At 34.0% G+C, this 19,041-nt stretch carries 13 protein-coding genes; all 13 read right to left on the reverse strand.

Translation table 11 applies throughout. The features are described 5' to 3' along the window. Window positions 1-123: 123 nt before the first annotated feature. Window positions 124-483 carry a cytochrome C oxidase subunit IV family protein gene (locus Q0829_RS08100; RefSeq protein WP_298541673.1) on the reverse strand — a complete coding sequence of 120 codons (360 nt, stop codon included), beginning with the start codon at window positions 481-483 and terminating at the stop codon, window positions 124-126. A 27-nt stretch (window positions 484-510) separates the two neighbouring features. After that, window positions 511-1,494 (reverse strand): cytochrome c oxidase subunit 3, encoded by a 984-nt coding sequence (locus tag Q0829_RS08105; protein WP_298541674.1) that lies wholly within the window; start codon window positions 1,492-1,494, stop codon window positions 511-513. 48 nt (window positions 1,495-1,542) lie between these two features. Beyond that, window positions 1,543-2,124, reverse strand: coding sequence for a cytochrome c oxidase subunit 3 (locus tag Q0829_RS08110; protein WP_298541675.1), 582 nt, complete (start codon window positions 2,122-2,124; stop codon window positions 1,543-1,545). Continuing rightward, window positions 2,115-3,017 carry a heme o synthase gene (gene cyoE, locus Q0829_RS08115; protein ID WP_298541676.1) on the reverse strand — a complete coding sequence of 301 codons (903 nt, stop codon included), beginning with the start codon at window positions 3,015-3,017 and terminating at the stop codon, window positions 2,115-2,117. The genes Q0829_RS08110 and cyoE overlap by 10 nt, the downstream gene beginning before the upstream one ends. Window positions 3,018-3,227: 210 nt before the next feature. Further along, window positions 3,228-3,971 carry an energy transducer TonB gene (locus Q0829_RS08120; RefSeq protein ID WP_298541677.1) on the reverse strand — a complete coding sequence of 248 codons (744 nt, stop codon included), beginning with the start codon at window positions 3,969-3,971 and terminating at the stop codon, window positions 3,228-3,230. Between the two features lie 110 nt (window positions 3,972-4,081). Further along, the gene (locus Q0829_RS08125; RefSeq protein WP_298541678.1) at window positions 4,082-4,828 is read right to left on the reverse strand and encodes an energy transducer TonB; all 747 of its coding nucleotides are present in this window, start codon (window positions 4,826-4,828) and stop codon (window positions 4,082-4,084) included. A 109-nt stretch (window positions 4,829-4,937) separates the two neighbouring features. Next, complete coding sequence (locus Q0829_RS08130) at window positions 4,938-5,663, reverse strand: energy transducer TonB (RefSeq protein ID WP_298541679.1); 726 nt, start codon at window positions 5,661-5,663, stop codon at window positions 4,938-4,940. A 159-nt stretch (window positions 5,664-5,822) separates the two neighbouring features. Next, a complete protein-coding gene (locus tag Q0829_RS08135) occupies window positions 5,823-6,185 on the reverse strand; it encodes a VanZ family protein (RefSeq protein WP_298541680.1) in 363 nt (120 codons plus the stop codon). A gap of 16 nt (window positions 6,186-6,201) precedes the next feature. Next, complete coding sequence (gcvH, locus tag Q0829_RS08140; RefSeq protein ID WP_298541681.1) at window positions 6,202-6,582, reverse strand: glycine cleavage system protein GcvH; 381 nt, start codon at window positions 6,580-6,582, stop codon at window positions 6,202-6,204. Between the two features lie 165 nt (window positions 6,583-6,747). Then, window positions 6,748-13,860, reverse strand: coding sequence for a cell surface protein SprA (sprA, locus tag Q0829_RS08145; protein WP_298542776.1), 7,113 nt, complete (start codon window positions 13,858-13,860; stop codon window positions 6,748-6,750). A 62-nt stretch (window positions 13,861-13,922) separates the two neighbouring features. Then, window positions 13,923-14,504, reverse strand: coding sequence for a Holliday junction branch migration protein RuvA (gene ruvA, locus Q0829_RS08150; RefSeq protein WP_298541682.1), 582 nt, complete (start codon window positions 14,502-14,504; stop codon window positions 13,923-13,925). A gap of 136 nt (window positions 14,505-14,640) precedes the next feature. After that, window positions 14,641-16,947 (reverse strand): NADP-dependent malic enzyme, encoded by a 2,307-nt coding sequence (locus Q0829_RS08155; RefSeq protein WP_298541683.1) that lies wholly within the window; start codon window positions 16,945-16,947, stop codon window positions 14,641-14,643. A 140-nt stretch (window positions 16,948-17,087) separates the two neighbouring features. Continuing rightward, window positions 17,088-19,031: a trehalase family glycosidase gene (locus tag Q0829_RS08160; RefSeq protein ID WP_298541684.1), complete on the reverse strand. Its 1,944-nt coding sequence runs from the start codon at window positions 19,029-19,031 to the stop codon at window positions 17,088-17,090. Window positions 19,032-19,041: the final 10 nt, after the last annotated feature.

Consider the following 19,041-nt stretch of genomic DNA (forward strand, 5'->3'; position numbering starts at 1 on the left):
ACCAATGCCTTGTGGGCTTCCCACGAAGTGGTTTATTTCATTTGCAAAAATAAAAAAGACGGTTGAAAACAACCGCCTTTTACTATCTTTTATTATGCTTTTAACGTATCTCAAAAAGGAATATTAGAAGTCCCAACTTTTGTGTCCAGCCTTAAATACTTCATATATATAATCCCCTTCTGTTAGCAGTATAAACATTAAGTAACAGATTAAAAATACTGCCGTCCAAACTACTGCTCTTCTTAAACCTTTTGTTTCGCCTTCCATATGCATAAAAGCCCAAGTAATATAGTACGCTTTATATATGGTTAGAATAATAAAGATCCAATTCAGTAATTTCATGCTAATTACTGTAGTCTCTATCAAAAATGCAGGTTTTATAATACCTAGAATCACTTCTACTATCGTAACTACCGATAGTAAAATAAATACCATCCAAATTCTCTTGGTATTTGATTCGTGATGTGCTGTATCGTGTGCCATAATATCTATTCTATATTCTTTTTATTATTAAACCAGGTAGAAGAATGTAAATACAAATACCCATACTAAATCTACAAAGTGCCAGTAAAGTCCAACCTTTTCTACCATTTCGTAGTTCTTTCTTCTTTCATAAGTTCCTAATATCACATTAAAAAATATGATGATATTTATAACAACTCCAGAAAACACGTGAAATCCGTGAAATCCAGTAATAAAAAAGAAGAAATTAGCAAATAAAGGTGTTCCATATTCATTATGGACTAAATTAGCTCCCTCTACAACACCAATAGCATCCGTATTTAGTCTTCTTAAGGATTCTTCTCTAGATAATATTGTTTTTTCTCCTTTATCTGTAAGTACTTGGGTTCTTATTAAAAGATCACTTCTTTTTGAAAAACCAGCTTTTATTTCTTCCACAGTATATGTAGGAAGCGTACCTTCTTTATCATACCATACACCTAACTTACTTTCGTGTTGCAGTCTTTCATTATGATCATCGACAATAGCGATATCGTGTAATGCAACTCTATGACCCTCATTATCTACAAATTGTAATATCTGACCACCTTTTGTTTCTATCGCACCATATTCTCCTTTAATAAAGTTTTTCCACTCCCAAGCCTGTGATCCTACGAATATTGCTCCTCCGATAATGGTAAGAAACATGTAAAGAATTACTTTCTTTTGTTTCATATGATGACCTGCATCCACAGCCAGCACCATAGTTACCGAAGAAAATATCAATATAAATGTCATTAATGCCACATAATACATTGGTGCATCAACCCCATGAAGAAATGGAAAGTGATTAAAGACTTCATCCGCTATTGGCCATGAATCGATAAACTTAAATCTCGAAAAACCGTAAGCAGCAAGAAACCCAGAGAATGTAAGTGCATCAGATAGGATAAAAAACCACATCATCATTTTACCATAACTCACCTTAAGCGGTTGATTACCTCCACCCCAAGTTTTACCTTCTGTACCTGTGTTAGTAACAGTTGTTTCCATATATAGAATTTGGTATTGTTAAATTTTCCACAAAAGTAATCAATTTTATTATCTAACGAAATATAAAAATAAAAAGAGATAAACCCACAAAACATCTACGAAATGCCAATACATAGCACCCAGTTCTAAACCAAGGGTTTGCCCTCTTTTATACTTTTGTTTAAAATGATTATAAATTACGACTAAAAGCACTATTAGCCCGACAATTACGTGAACTATGTGCAATACTACTATTATATATAAAAAAGTAGGAACAATATTAGCAGAGGGGCCGGTAAAATAATATCCCTGCGCCATGATGTCTTCAAATCCTTGAAACTGCATAATCACGAACAAGATTCCAAGACTCAAAGTCGTTAACAACAAAATAGTTGCCAAGCTTCTATTTCCCTTTTCGATTGCTTTTTTAACAAAATAAAAAGCAATACTACTTGCAATAATAATTAATACACTTGTTATAAAAGCATCTGGAAAAACAAGATCAGTTAACCAATCTTCTCTGGTTTTACTTACCACATAAGCACTGGTAAGACCTGCAAATGTCATGGTCATACTTACCATAGCAAACCACATCATGGTTTTTTTTGCTCTTTTCTGTTTTTCTATTGTTGTCCCTTGCGTTAAATCCATGCACGAATAAATTTATCTGCTACATAAATAATTTGTAGCAATGTAATATAAGACACACTTGCCAACATCAATTGTTTTGCTGTTTTAGCATCTCTTACTTTATATAAACGAATTGCATATCTAAATAAAAATCCGCCAAGTATTAAAATCAAAATTCCGGAAACCGGAGTAATATATAATTTACCTGTAACCCCAAATACTGGGATTAATGAGGTAATCACAGTCCATAAAGTATAAATAACCACTTGAGTAGCCGTTCCTTTATCTCTTTTACCGGTAGGTAGCATAAAGAAACCTCCTTTCTTATAATCATCAAACAAAAACCAACCTATTGCCCAAAAATGTGGAAACTGCCAGAAAAATTGAATCATAAACAAAGTACCAGGTTCTATACCAAAATCATTTGTTGCTGCTACCCATCCTAACATAAATGGTATTGCTCCTGGAATAGCTCCAACGAAAACTGATAAAGGAGTTTTAGTCTTTAAAGGAGTATATAAACTAACATATATGAAAATCGAAATCGCTCCAAACATAGCAGTCTGAGGGTTAATGAAATACAAAACAGAAATCCCTAAAATGGTAAAAATAGCAGCAATTGCAAAAGCCGTATTCACAGACATCCTACCAGATGGAATTGGCCTATCTTTGGTACGGTCCATCAAAACATCTAAATCACGTTCTATAATCTGATTAAAAGCATTAGATGCTCCAACCATAAAATATCCTCCAATAGACAAAAGTACTAATGTACTCCAAGAAATGGTATCAACTCCTAACAAATAACCAGCAACGGAAGAAAAAACTACGCTTAATGCCAATCGCATTTTAGTGATTTCTTTAAAATCCTGAATCACAGAAACTTTGGCAGTATCGACTTGGGTTATACTCAAATTTTGCACGTTAACTATATAGCTTTTTTAAAAAGTGGTGCAAAGATATGTGTTAAAAGCATTTTAGACAACTTATAACTATTTATAATTCACCTTTTAACAACTGTTTTAGCTAAACAAACAGGTTTAAGCATAGTTTGGGCACAATTTTAACTGTCTAAAATAACTATCAAAAGTAAAACCCAGCTAAAATTAGCTGGGCCTCATCACTTAATCTACAACCTTAAAAGTAATTGGTAAAATATAATTTACTTTTACTGGTTTATTTCCAATTTTTCCCGGTTCCATACTAGAAAACTTTTTAACAACTCTTCTAGCTTCTTTTTCTAAAGCTGGATGTGGAGCTCTTACCTGTACTTCTTTAATAACTCCATCAGTATCAACCTGAAATTGAACGTGGATTCGCTGCAATCCTTTTAGACCATACACCTCTCCTAAACCGGCATTAAATTTATTAGAAACTAATCTTCGGATTTTACCAGAAAAGCAAGCAATTCTCTCATCATTGCTACTAAACTTTTCGCAACCTGGATAAATAGGTGCTATAGTAACCTTATCAATATCATAGATGATTTTTTCAGTTTCACCTACATCTATAATAGAATCTATTGAAACTGCTTTGGAATGAACATCATTATCTTCACCTTCTAATTCTTTTTTAAGCTTTTGTAAAGCAGTATTATTATCCACTACTTCTGGTTTTGTGAAATCAGGTTTTTTAACTCTTTTCGTTTTAACGACTTCTTTCTTCTTAGGCTTTTGTTCAATCTTAAAAACATCCAGAGTAAAAACAGTATCTACAGTTTTGGTAGAACCGATATCAGGAGGTTTCACTACCGAAACGGATGTATACATTTCGAACATTACAAAGACGAATAAAAGGCTTGCAATAAGCCCAATCTGAAAGTTTAGCAATGTACTTTTTCGTACATTAGCATCATGCTTGTTACTCATACTATTTAGTTTTAACGTTACAATTAAAATCTGAATCAACAAGCATACCAAAAAGGAATCCCGTATACGATTATCGTAACGGGATTCTTATATTTTAAAATCATTTTTATTTAATCCTGAACTTTAAATACAATTGGTAACTGGTATTTTACCGTTACAGGTGTTTTACGCTGTTTTCCGGGAGTCATTGTAGGAAACAAACCAATCACTCTTTCTGCTTCTTTTTTAAGCTTAGGATGTGGAGCTCTTACCCTTATATTCTGTATAGTTCCATCTGCAGCTACATCAAATAAGGCATATATTCTTTGTACACCTTCTAAACCATAATCACTTCCAATATCTGTATTAAACTTTTTAGAAATGATCTTCCTAATCTTCTCAGAAAAACAAGCCGCTCTTTCTTTATTCGTTTTTAAACGTTCGCAACCAGGAAAGATCGGTACATCTTCTACTACAGAAAAAGGGACATCTGTAGGGATATCATCTTCTTCTTTGTCTACAATTGCATCTGGATTGAATGGAGCTGATTCCACTAGTGGTTCTTCACTCTTAAACTCTTCTGTTAGATCATCAATAGCCTTATCATCCTCAACTACCTCAAATTCTGTAGGGTCAGGGATTGGCTCTGGTCTTTTTTGCGCAACCACTTTTTGTTCTGGTTCCTGATAGACTGTAAATTGTTCATTCCAAACAAAGGATTCATCTTCTAAGACTATTTCTTTATCAAAAGTCTTATCAATTGGTTCTGAGGTGTACACCTCAAACATTACATAGGTAAATAATAGACTTGCTATAAGCCCAATCTGAAAGTTTACCAATGTGCCTTTTCGCACATTAGCATCATGCTTGTTACTCATATCATTTAGTTTTAACGTTACAGTTACTACTAAACACAACAAGCATACCAAAAAAGAATCCCCTTTGCTTTTACAACAAAGGGGATTATGATATCTAAAAAAATGTTTGTTAATCCTGAACCTGGAAAACAATTGGTAGAGAATACAGTACACCTACCGCTTTTCCTCTTTGTTTACCTGGAGTCATTTTCGGAAGCATTTTTACTACTCTCTGCGCTTCCTTCTCTAATCTTGGGTGTGGACCTCTAGCCTGAACTCCTACAATATTTCCGCTTCTATCAATCTTAAAACGAACATATATTCTATTCACTCCAGAAAGACCCAACTCACTTCCTAATTCTGTATTAAATTTACGGTTAACAAATTTCTTAACCTTATCACTCATACATTTCTTTTTAGCTGCATTTCCTGATTCTTTTTCACATCCTGGAAAAACAGGAACATTTTCAATTACAGCAAAAGGTACATCAGCAATTTCTTCCTCTTCTTCTACATCTTCTACTTCTTCTACCTCAACGATTTCTTCCTCTTGATTAGTTTCAGTAGATTCTATAATAGTTTCCTCTACTTCTTCTTCATCCTCTACAACGTCGATGATTTCCGGCGCTGGTGGTGGTGGTGGTGGAGGTGGTGGTGTATTTAAGTTCTGAGTAATAGGAACTTCTTCTTCCTCTAGTTCATCAAGATTTACCTGACCTATATCGATATTACTTCTGTCATAGGTTTTCCACTCTATACTTTGCCACGTAACAAATAAAACTAAAATTAGTCCAAGCTGTAAAAACAAGGCACTTTTTTTGGTCAAATCTGCTTTCGGATTTTTCTTCGGTTCCATATTACAATGTTATTATATGATTGCTAAAATAGCTAATTTCTTTTGTATTTTCCAACTAATAGTAAAAATGTAAAACAAAAAATACAATTTTTAACTTTTATCAGACACAAATTATGCCGGGATTATCCACAGCTAATAGAATATTCTTACTCATCAACTTTATTTTTCTCTTAAGTTAACAAGCTTATTTTTAAGTGTTTTCAAAATAATTAATGCAAAAATAATGCCACTGGTATTTGCTAACACGTCATTCCATTCCGGACTTCGATAACTCGTTAGTACTGCCTGAAGGAATTCCATCAAAATCCCAAATAAAAAGCTTAGAATGGATGCCCAAATTAAACTTTGAGAAAATTTTCTATGTAATTTTTCGGAATAAAAGAAAAATAAAAACCAGACTATCGTAAAAACAAGATATGCTAACAAATGTCCTATTTTATCACTGCCTTTTACGCTAATATTTACCGGAATAAAAACTTTAGCTAATGACAACCATCCAATCAAGCTCGTATAAACAAACACAAGCGAGAGTAAATATTTATGCACCAATAAGTTCTTTATAACCATCTGCTGATAAAAGATCATCAATTTGAGACGCATCGGCTATCTTAATTTTCACCATCCATCCATCTCCATACGGATCACTATTAACTAGCTCTGGGTCACTCTCTAAAGTTTCATTAAATTCTGCAATTTCTCCAGTTAAAGGAAGAAATAAATCCGAAACTGTTTTTACAGCTTCTACAGTACCAAAAACTTCTTCTTGTTCTAGTTCTTCACCAACGGTTTCAACTTCTACATAAACGATATCACCTAATTCACTTTGCGCAAAATCAGTGATACCAACTGTTGCTATGTCTCCGTCAATTTTGATCCACTCGTGGTCCTTTGTGTATTTTAAATCTGAAGGAATATTCATCCGAAAAGTATTTATAAATTGTTATTATTTAGAAGACGAAAATAAATCTATTTTATCAGATTTTAGAAAAACTATATTAAAAATTATTAAAAATTAATTATTGACTTGTTTCACTCATAAAAACCTCGTCAAAATCAATACTTGTAACACGTCAAAGAAAGATTATTAATTTCCGAAATTATACCTTAGTGTAAAACCACCACGAATTGTAGTCTGCGGGAAAGCCGTAGAGATTGAATATTTAGAAAAAGTATGATCATAAAACAGCAATGCAGTTAAATTTTTACTTAGTGCATAGTCTGTAGTAAACTTAATTCCGTAAATATCCTGCCCAGCAGTAACCTGAGTATTATCAATATCCAGATATCTTATAATGGTTTCATTCTGACGAAGTGATAAATCCGCTCTAAAATTAAGATCACTCTTTAAAGTCGTCTTTTTACCTGCAATTCTGGTTACAAATGTCAAATCCTGAACTCTATATCCTAGCCCAATAATATATTCATTTCCTTGAATTTCTGTAAGAAGGTTATTATCAAAGCTTAATGACAGTGCTCTATCTTTTTTCCATTCGGCTAAAATTTTAATTGAATTCTTCATCTCCATATCCAATCGTATCAATGGACTAAATTGCTCTGTAAGATTTATGTTAGCATACAATTCAGGGTTTTTGAAATTATCCCCCTGATCTAATTCATCTGGATTATTTGGATTATACTCAAGATTGGTTCTAAATTGATTAATGGTATAATTAGCACGATATCCATGAGCCATAGAAAATCTTTTGAATCGTTTCTTAAACCACTTCAAATTCATTAAACCTGTATACTTAATATCCCAATTCGGAAGTGGAACATCTCTAAAAGCTCCTTTCTGAACGCTTTCTGCATCTGCACCTGTATAAGCCGCAAGAAAAGCCGGTAAAAGTACCGCTTGATTTGTCCTTCCATATCCATTAGGAAAACCATCACCATCCGAATCCTCTGTAACTCCTCTTTCTAAAGCCAGACGTCTTGCAATCACCAACCTATTTTCTCTAAACTCATCAAAAGTTTCTGAATTAAACTCATCACTTTTCGTAAATGCTGTTTTAATCAATAGGGTAGATATCGTATAATTACCAAAGGTATTCGGTGTCAACGATTGATATTCTAAATCATTATTTACGTCTATTTTATAATTCTCCGTAAAGGTCTCGGAATAATTTCTATTAGCACTAATATCAATTTTAAGATCTTTTAGTAAATCTACAGAAGCCTGAATATTAAGTTGTCTTCCTTCTACTTCTCTATATTGCTGATTGAATTCTTGATACAATGTAAGCCATCCATTTCTTGCTGCTATATCCCTTATTTCTGATTGACTACCAAAGGTAAAACCAACTGTAGGTTTTAATGTCCCAACAAACCCTGGTTCACGCAAATAACCCGGTAAGAAAATACCATTATCTTGTTGGTAATTAATATTTACTTTCTTTACAGCGGTAACTAAACCCATCGCTGTGTTTAATACTTTATCACCAATTGTAAGCTTGCTGGATTTCTTTTTAGTTTTCTTCTTTTTAGCATCAGCCAAAGCCGGCTTGGACGCTTCTTTCCCTTCTCCACCCTTAGCTGTTTTCTTTTTCTTTCCTCTATTTCTTCCTGGTTTTTTCTTCGTCAGACCTACATACTTATATAAAGTACTCATATCTAATGATCCATTAACAGTATGCACATTCGCATTCTGAATAGTATTACCCAAATCAGGTATGCCTTCCAAGTTTTTTAAAGCTTCACTTCCCTTGGTCCATTGAAAGTCTGCCGAGTATGAATATGTTGCTCTCATAAACTTAAACAACGGAATCTTATTAAAAGGAATTTCATAGTTTACCTGTAATTGCTGACTGTGAAAGTTAGGATCACCTACATCAAATAGACCACTCCAAATACCAATTGCATCATTTACAGCACCATCATCATCGATAAAATTCTTAACAATCCGATTGTTAGCAGAGTTAAAACTAAAATTAAGAGATTTCGTTAAATTATAATTAATACCATATTGCCAATCAAATAAGAAATTACGTTGTGTAAGTGCAGGTAACCTAAGGTCATCTGGCCCTAATGTAATATCTCTAAAAACCTGCTCATTGAACTGTCTTGTAATGTTAGAATTCACAGAAATACTTGTCGGCAACAGATTAAAATTAAAGTCTTTTATTAGATTAAAGTATTTACTTTTCCCTAAAAGTTTTACTTTTTTGAAAGGTTCAACTTCCTTAGGCTGAAAACTAAAATCGTAAGTACCTCCTAAACGTACACTCTGATCTAAAGACTTCTCTATCTCAAAATCTCTATGATCTGTTTGATTATAGGTTCCTGAAAAAGCAAAATTCTCTACATCATATGGCATTGGCTTACTATCACCTGTTCTATCCTTACGGAGTCCTATAACATTAAAACTTTGTCGTTTCGTATAGTCCGTTGACTGCTTTAAAATTCTATCTTTTTCATCAGCATCAGTTTCCCGATCTAATCTATCTTGCAATTCAATATCCAAAAACTCTGGATCATACTGTGGGGTGATTAATTCCTCTCCTCTAGTATAATTAAAAGGAACTTGTAATCCCCATTTCTTAGGTAATAGCTGTCCTAAATTTACATTTGTTGTAAGATCATATTGCTTAACATCTTCGATACTACGCTCATTTGGTCCTTGTTCTATCCCTCCGAAACCTATAGTACTTATTCTACCAGATGCACTTACTGTAGCAAAGTCAGCAATATTAGCATCCATACTTCCTACAGCAGCCCAACCTCCTTGATTTTTAAGATCGCTCAAACGCATTTCGTTAAACCATACGGTACCGGATTCATCATTACCACTGACATTTTTAACACCCACCATCATGACCTGTACATCTCCAAAATTAGGATTTCCTTTAATACCAACTCTTAGGTTATTAGGTCCAGGAAAAAAGTTAAGATCGGTGGTACTGGAACCATCTCCGATTACGGTTGCTTTTACTTCTTGCAAAAATTCTAACGGCAAGTTTAATCTATTTGCTAGCGGCCAAACTTCGTCAGGATCTCTACTATTTAGTTCAGAGACTGTTAGTGGTAGCTCTATCTGATAAAAATTATTCGTAAAATCGTTCCCCATTCTTATAAATGCAACCAACTCACCGTCCGTCAATGTTGTCTGTCCAGGTAGATTTTCTGCGTGCAAGAACATTTCAAGATTTTCATATTGACGCATATCAACATTAAAGTTCTTGTATACTCCTCTTGAATCATTAGCTTCAAGATCATTAACTGTTAATGCTAGCGATCTTTCATCTTCTCTGATTGTTGTATTATTGTTAATTAATTCTTCTCTTTGTACTCCTGGAGGAGTTACATAATTAGGAGTTTCTTCACTACTTACTGAGGTAACTAAAACTTCATTCCCGTCATTATTCAATCCACTCGTTAAATCATTACCAGTATTAAGTTGTACATACCTTCTGTAATCCCCTCTTACTAAATCTAATGTAGCTAACCTTAATATAACTGGCTGATCAAAATCAGTTACTACCATCCTCATAAAACGAATAGATCGAAAATCATTTTCTCCTATATTCTGTCTATCTGTTGGCTCATATATTGGAACCTTAAAACGAACCCATCTATATGCATGAGTCTGTCCATTAAGTACAGTTCTAACTCCTTCCTGTACGTCAGTAATGTATCCAGTTCCGCGATCATCGCCAATATCCATATTTGGAAAAATAGGGATTTCGTATTCATAATAACTGTCAATCGTATTCATTGTATTATCACGATTCACGTCTTCTGCCGTAGGAAAAGTAGTATTACCACGATCATCATTAGCAACACTAGTAGGAGAATTTCCCTGAACACCATTGTAATCATTATAGCGTTGCACGATATTCCCTTCGGCTTGAAGGTAATATGTATAATTATCATTTGCCGGGTCATTAGCGTCAAATGATGAAAATTGTGCCGCTTCCTGAGCATCATCAAGACCATCATAACCAACATCCTGATTCAGTCTTGCTTGTCCTTCTGTATCGAATGCATAAATCAAAGATTGATTCACCGGTACTTTACCAAAATCCGTTGGAAAGGTATCCTCATCAGAACCATCAGCAGGAAGTCCATTTTCATATTGTTTTCTACCGTCTTTTAATACATCCTCACTTATGTTTCCTAAATGAAAAATTATCGTTCCATCTGTAGCTTCTGTAAGTGGGCTTTCTCCTCCTCCCGGATCAAAAAATGGATCCATCAACCAAAACTCTATAAACTCTACATTTGATTGTTCAAAATTAGTGGAGGTTAGTTGCCTCATGATTCCACCAAAATTACCTTCAGGATCCGGTAATGTATTACCTGTAGCTCTATCACTAAAATTATAAGGTCCACGCTCAGAAGGTCTGTAATGAAGATCTAAAGGAAATAGAGATAATGTTTGACCAGGCGGCCTATCTGTTTCAGGAAATATCTCATCAATAAAAACTCTTCTTGAGGCGTTGAATTCTACATCTTCATCTGTAACACCACTAGGTCTAGAGTTACTATAAAATATTGGATCGACCGTATACCAAGATAAGTCTGCTCTTCTGAATCCAGACTCAATCCCTGGATTCACTATAGTTTCATTCGAATTATCTGAACCAAAACCAATAGGCACACTAGAAAGCTCCCAAGACAAGGCAGAACTTACATCAATTTGTGTCTGTGCTCCTTCAAAATCATCTATATAGGTAGTCACTTCTCCTCCAAAATCTGCTCCTTTTGGCGCTCCGGCAATCAGATATGCCCCTTCTGCTCTAACCGAAACATTAGAAGGAACATCTGTATCAATATTAGGTAGTTTGTTCACCATTCTAGTAAGAAATGGAACTTCTGTAGAGTAATTAACATTAAAACCTAACAACGTATTATTTATAGGTTCAAAATTATAACTGGATTTTTGGGTAATTGGTCTTTCATTAAGGTTCAAGTACGTACCCCCTATAATAAAATCATCACTAAATTTATGCTCAACATTTATTCCTGTAAAACGCTTAGTCTGTTGGCCAAATACTGCATTATTCTCTGTCGAAACCTGAATAGGTGTATTAGATGACAATAAGGCTTCATCCAAAATATTAACTCGCCCTAGTTGATAATTCACTGTATAATCTACACCTTCTTGTAAAGTTCTCCCGCCAGCAGTAACTGTAACTGATCCTTGTGGAACATTAAAAGCACCTAATGGAATCCCATCTTGTCCAGAAGATTTATACCGTCCTCTTAACTGAAAATATTTATTATCAGCTCCTTGCTGTTCTGCTATTATTTTGGTTTCTGTATACAGTTCTCTAAAAACATATCTCCTTTGGTTTTCATTATAACTTGTTGGATTATCAGGCGTATTATAATCGTTGGGGTTTGGCGCACCATCATTATCCAATTTATTAAAAAGATGTTGTCCAAAGGGTTCTACTGTTGTAAAAATAATCCTTCCATTTTCTGGATCGATTGTTAATCCAGGGACGTAATCAAAGAAACCGTCTCCAGCACCATCTGCTCCCTGCACAGGATCGTTATTAGGGTTTAATCGATCCATATTAAAAACTGTAAGCAATCTTGTCTGTTCTACATCATCTGGTAACGGAGTAGCAGAACCTTCTGCTTGAGTAATATAGTTTACAGGAGAGGGGTTTGCATATACTATATTCAGTCTGAAATCTTGTGAATCCAATCTAAAAGCTCCTGTGTTATAGATATTTTTCATCATCAAATCCCATATTGGAAGATCAACTCTGAATATTGGACTTTTAAGCAATTTTACCACTAAACTATTACTAGAACCAGATTGAACTCCTCCGCTAGTATCATCACCTATAGTAGCATCTATACCATCATTAGCAAATTCACCAACTTGATAAACATTACCTCCTTCAGTATATTGAAAAGCTACTGCCAAAACCTCATCATTATTTAGCTTTTGATTTAAGGATATATACCCTAATTGCGTATTTAATGTATATTCATTTTGATTTAGCTGTCTGGCATTTTCTAAAACGGCATAATCCTCTCCTTCTCTAAAGCCTGCTATAGCTCCTGTAAAACTTTGCTGAACAGTAGATATCTGACGCACAGCATTAGAAATTGAACCTGTACCACCAATAGCTGAGGGATCCAAATCATTATTGCCGTTATCAGGAAAAGACCCTGCCGGTCTATTAAACAATGAAGTTGGTATTGTAAAATTCCCAGTAACCGGAGATTCTCCAATATCCTGTAATGCTACGATATTTCTAGCATCTGTTAGTGTCTGCGCACTTGTAGCTCTGTTCGTTACCCAAACTTCAATACGCGTTATCTGTATGTTGTTATTTATAAAAGGATAGTTTGTAAGGGCATCATCGTAGGTATCTCTAAAAAAATGAGACAAGAAGTAGTGTCTATTATCATCGTACTCCCAAGCATTAACTTCAAAATCTTCAACGGTTCCTCCTCCTTCTACATTTACAGATCTCGTTTCAGATCGTTGTTCAGAATATACTGCAGTAACACTAGTTCTACCAAACTGTAATCCTAATTTTGCACCAAAAAGACTTTGTGATCCCTGAATTAAAGAATTATTTATTGGCATTGTAACATTACCAATTTCTATACTTCTTATAATATCATCTTCTGTCGGTGTATATTCTAATTTTATCTGATTTTGGAAATCAAATGTAGACTCGGTATCATAATTAGCTGTTATCTGAAGTCTTTTACCAACTTTTCCTAATAAACTCAGACTTATTCTTTGATCAAAATCAAACGTAAAATTACTACGGTTTCTTGGAGAAAAAGCAGGGTTATCTTGTTTGGTATATAAAATCCCTAAATCCATTTCTACAGATCCTTGTGGGATTATCTCGATTTCATTTCCTCCAAAAATAGTTTCGAAAAAACTAGAATTTACATAGAAAATAGGAAGAAGGTTTTTACGCTTCTCTTCACTTCCTTCCGTTTTACCACTAAAAGCACTTATTTTTTCCTTAAAATAATCTCTTCTCTGCTCTTCTTCGACTAGCGCTTCAAACTCTTCAGGGGTTAGAAAAAGGGGATATTTAACATTAAACGACCCCAACATTTCACGATAAATATAACGATTAGTAATTGGATCATATTCGTATTTCGCTACTATACTATTAGGGTCCGGAAGTGAAATCTCACCTAGAGAATATGTAGTACTCGTAGAATCTCGTACGGTTTCATTTTCCTGACCAAAAAGTACTCCTCCATAGAGCACGATTAAACAAACTAGTCTTTTTAAAAATTTAAAATATAAGGAATGTAATGAACTCAATGTTTTTATAAATTTTTTAGTGCTTGTTTAATAATATTTTCAACTGTTTCGACAGGGCTAACCTTTAGAATTTTGTCAACAACTTTTTCTACTTGTTTTCTATTAAATCCAAGGGTTTCTAAAGCAGATAACGCTTCATCTTTGTTAGTATTGTTTTGGGATACAGAAAGTTCATCAATATTATAAACTTTAAGAATTTTATCTTTTAAATCAATAATCAAACGCTGCGCAGTTTTTGCCCCAATACCTTTGATCGATTGTATCGTTGCTACATCATTTGATGCTATCGCATCTTTAATCTGATCAGGATGCAATGAAGACAACATAGTTCTAGCTGTACTCGCACCGATTCCCGAAACCGAAATCAAAAGCCTAAAGATCTCTCTTTCTGATTTCTCTGCAAAACCAAATAATGTATGTGAATCTTCTTTTACTTGTAAATGTGTATATAGCTGTATTACCTCCTGATCCGATAGTAAAGAAAAAGTATGCAATGAAATATGAAGAATATACCCCACCCCATTACAATCTATTATTACATCAGTAGGATTTTTTTCTACAAGTCGCCCCTTGATTTGTGTAATCATTAGTTAAATGAATGTTAAGCATCCAAAAGTAATAAAATTATACTACAATACAGGTTAAAAAAATAAGCTTCAAAAATGATAAGTTTTTGAAGCTTATTAAACTATTAAAATTTGGTCTTCGATTTAATCACTGAACCTATCCAGAAACTAAAGAAAACATCTCTTTTTCTCTTTTTTCCTTCTCCTGAGCATCTATTACCGCTACTGCAGCAACATTTACCATTTCTTCGACGCTCGCTCCTAATTGAAGAATATGAACAGGTTTTTTCATCCCCATCATTATTGGACCTATAGATTCTGAATTGTTCAATTCTTTTAGCATTTTATAGGTACTATTAGCAGAATCTAAATTAGGAAAAACTAATGTATTCACCTTTCGTCCATTAAGTTTTGAAAACGGGAATTTATCTTTCCGCATATCTCTATTTAAAGCAAAATCCATCTGCAGTTCTCCATCTACGATAAGATCCGGGTAATAACGATGTAAATACGAAACAGCATCTTTTACTTTGGAAGCATTTGGATGCTTTGAGGATCCAAAGTTAGCATAGGATATCATTGCTATTACAGGATCAACCCCAAACATCTCTACCGTTCTTGCGGTCATCTGAGCTATCTTAGCTAATTCTTTTGATGTAGGGTCAATATTAATAGAAGTATCACTTATAAACAAAGGTCCTTTATTAGTCATCATAACATTCATTGTAGCGATTCTGGTAGCTCCTTTTGCCAATCCTATAAGCTCCAACATAGGTTTTAACACTGTAGGATAGCTTCGAGAATATCCTGATAACAACGCATCTGCATCACCTTCATTAACCATCATAGCAGCAAAATAATTACGCTCACGCATCAATCGTTGTGCTCCATAAAGCGTTATTCCTTTTCGACTATTATCTTGCCAATACTTCTGAGCATATCTATTTTTCCTATCAATTTCTTCATCCGCCTTAGGATCTATAATAGTAACTCCAGTAGAGTCAAAATCAATCTCCTTCATCAACTCTACAATAATATCTTTTCGTCCTAATAATATTGGAAAAGCAATTCCTTCTTCTTTAACTGTTTGTGCTGCTTTTAAAACATCTAGGTGATCTCCTTCTGCAAAAACTACTCTTTTAGGACTTAACTTAGCTCGATCCATTAACAATCTAACTAATTTATTATCGTTACCCATTCGCTCCAATAGTTCACTCTCATATTTATCCCAATCTTCTATTGGTTCTGTAGCAATCCCACTTTCTATAGCGGCTTTAGCAACGGCTGGAGGCACTTTGGCAATTAGTCTTGGATCAAAAGGTTTTGGTATTATATAATCTTTTCCAAAATTAAGTCGAGTCTCTCCATAAGCTATATTTACCTGCTCTGGAACTGGTTCTTTAGCTAAATCTGCTAAGGCTTTAACGGCTGCCATTTTCATCTCTTCATTAATACCAGTTGCTCTAACATCTAATGCGCCTCTAAAAATAAATGGAAATCCAAGTACATTATTAACTTGATTAGGATGGTCACTTCGGCCTGTCGCCATAATAATATCCTTTCGTGTTTGTACGGCCAAATCATATCTGATTTCAGGATCCGGATTAGCCATAGCAAATACAATAGGATTATCTGCCATTGTCAATAACATTTCGGGTTCTACTAGATTAGCCATGGATAATCCAATAAAAACATCAGCATCTTTCATTGCATCTTCTAGAGTATTAAGATCTCTATCACTTGCAAATTCTGCTTTTTCTGGAGTAAGGTTATCTCTGTCTTTACGGATCACTCCTTTACTATCTGTCATTACTATATTTTCTGCTTTTGCTCCAAAGGCTTTGTACAATCTCGTACAAGAAACCGCTGCAGCACCAGCTCCGCTCACTACTATTTTTACTTTGCTAATATCTTTTTCTGCAATTTCTAAAGCATTCAAAAGTGCTGCTGCCGAGATAATGGCTGTTCCATGCTGATCATCATGCATCACAGGAATATCCAACTCTTCTTTAAGACGTCTTTCTATTTCAAATGCTTCAGGAGCTTTTATATCTTCTAGATTAATCCCTCCAAAAGTAGGTGCAATATTCTTTACTGTTTCTATAAATGCATCCACATCTTTTGTGTCCACTTCTATATCAAACACATCAATATCCGCAAAGATTTTGAACAATAATCCTTTCCCTTCCATCACAGGTTTTGATGCTTCGGGACCAATATCTCCTAAACCCAAAACTGCCGTACCATTAGATATTACAGCTACTAAGTTTCCTTTTGCGGTATACTTATAAACATTTGCTGTATCTTTTTCTATTTCTAAACAGGGTTCTGCTACTCCAGGAGAATATGCCAATGACAAATCTCTTTGCGTTGCATATTTTTTTGTGGGTACTACTTTGATTTTACCAGGAGTAGGTTTTGCGTGATAAATTAGTGCTTCTCTTCGTTTACTTTCGATACTCATACTAAATCAATAAAAATTGTGTGCTATACAAAGGTACAAGTCTATGCGAGATGCAAAAGGCAAAACACAGTAATCTTCAAAAAAATTGAAACTTCAGAAAACTATCTATCTTTTTATGAATTATATTATGAATTCACTACCTAATTACTCTTTTTATTAAAGATATCATCAGGATCTACAAGTTTATCTAATTGAGATTTTAATTTTTCATCTAAAAAACTTAATCCTAATTGATATGATGCATTCATCCACCCAAACCCGCTTGGTGTAATATAATCAAACTCTGTACCTACGTTACCATATTCAGCATACACCTTATGTGTACATTTTACAACATCATATTTTTCGGGGATGGTCCCATTATAATTAACCGCATTTTTTGTGATCATCCACAACCAACGGTAAATTAATTCTTGAGCTTCTTTTTCATATCCATATTTATTCAGCCCTCTCCAAAGCATCATCTGATGTGGCGCCCATCCGTTTGGGTAGTCCCATTGACGTTGAGGGGCGTTAAGGTCTTCTTTGTTAGCAATATCTGAAGTTCCAGCAACACCTCCTTTTTGAACTAAATCAACAAATAAGTTCTTTACCAAAGACGCAGCCTGCTCTTTGGAACATAATCCAGCCCATAAAGGATAATAATTTGTTACCGATTCTATCTTTTGTTGTTTTTGAGTCACAAAATTATAATCATAGAAAACTTTCTTTTCCGGATCCCACATCAAGTCATTCATTTTCTTTTTTCTTTCTTCTGCCTTAGCTAACCAAAATGAAGAAGTATACTCTTTAGACTCTACCTTGAATTTGTCATCAAAAACTTCTCTAATCAAATAGGCAATATCTTGTTCATATTTATATAACAAACTATTTATTCCGACTGTATTTAAATGAGCACAAACATCATCTAATCTATTGGATGTATCGTGACCACTTTCTCTCATAGATCGATCATGTGTAAAATACAAATCAAGCTCCGGATCCTTTATTTCTCCCGAATTATACTTTTCTGTAAATTCCTTAAGGTTGATTTTATGTTTTTCTGCATATTTATTTAGTATAAAATCAAAATGACCTTGTTCAGTTTCCGGCGGAACTCCAATCCCTTCTCCATAAAAACGACTTAAACCGGTATCTGTAAGTCGTACTCCTTTTTCCATCCAAACGGTTTCGTATTCTTTAATCACCATTTTTAGATTAGCTCTTAACCAATCTTTGGAAATTTTAGGGTTTTTTTGATATATTTCTTTGGTCAAAGAACTAAAAAAAGGTGGTTGTGTTCTGGTGAGATAATAACTTCTGTTCGCGTTTAGAATTTTTCCATAATGTTCTATTTGATATCCAAAATTATCTGCCATAGACATAGCAAGATCAGTTCGACCATCAATCAACAATCCTATTGATTCGAAATAACTATCCCAACCATACATTTCATTAAATCTACCTCCAGGAACTACAAATGGTTTCGCTTTATACTCTCCTTTATCATCTTTAGCATGAGCCAAATTTAAAATACCCGGAATCTCATTAAGTGTTTTTACATATTTTGGTGTGATATCTTCTGGTAATGTTATCACTTTAAGCTTAGGAATTTCTGATTTTATAGATTCAAAATATGCAATAGCTTCCTTATCTTTATATGGCACATATAACCTAAAGGTATCTGTCTCGGATTTAGTATCTTCTAATACTTTTGCTAACCCCGCTTTGTCCACCGATCTAGTGAGATTATCCCAATATCTATTTTTTATTAATCTTGAAATTCGGTTACTTGGAGATTCTGCAATTTTACCTAAAGAAATCGTATCATTTTTTTCAGCAATTGCTAATTCCTGAAGCAAATTAGATAATTGATATGTTCCTTTTATTTGATTTATTTTTCCATTAGCATCAATAAATTCAAAATGTTTCGGTCCTTTATCGTCAACTGTTATCTTTTTATCTCCATCCGTATCTTCCTGTTGAATTAGCTTTTCTAACGTTTTAGCATGACCTAAATATGTTATCTTCTTATCATTTTCACAATTGATCACCAATAAAGAAAATAAAAGGATTATGAAATATTCAAACTTAAAATTTCGCATATCTAATTAT

The organism is uncultured Aquimarina sp., assembly GCF_947492405.1.
In the GTDB taxonomy this organism is placed as follows: domain Bacteria; phylum Bacteroidota; class Bacteroidia; order Flavobacteriales; family Flavobacteriaceae; genus Aquimarina.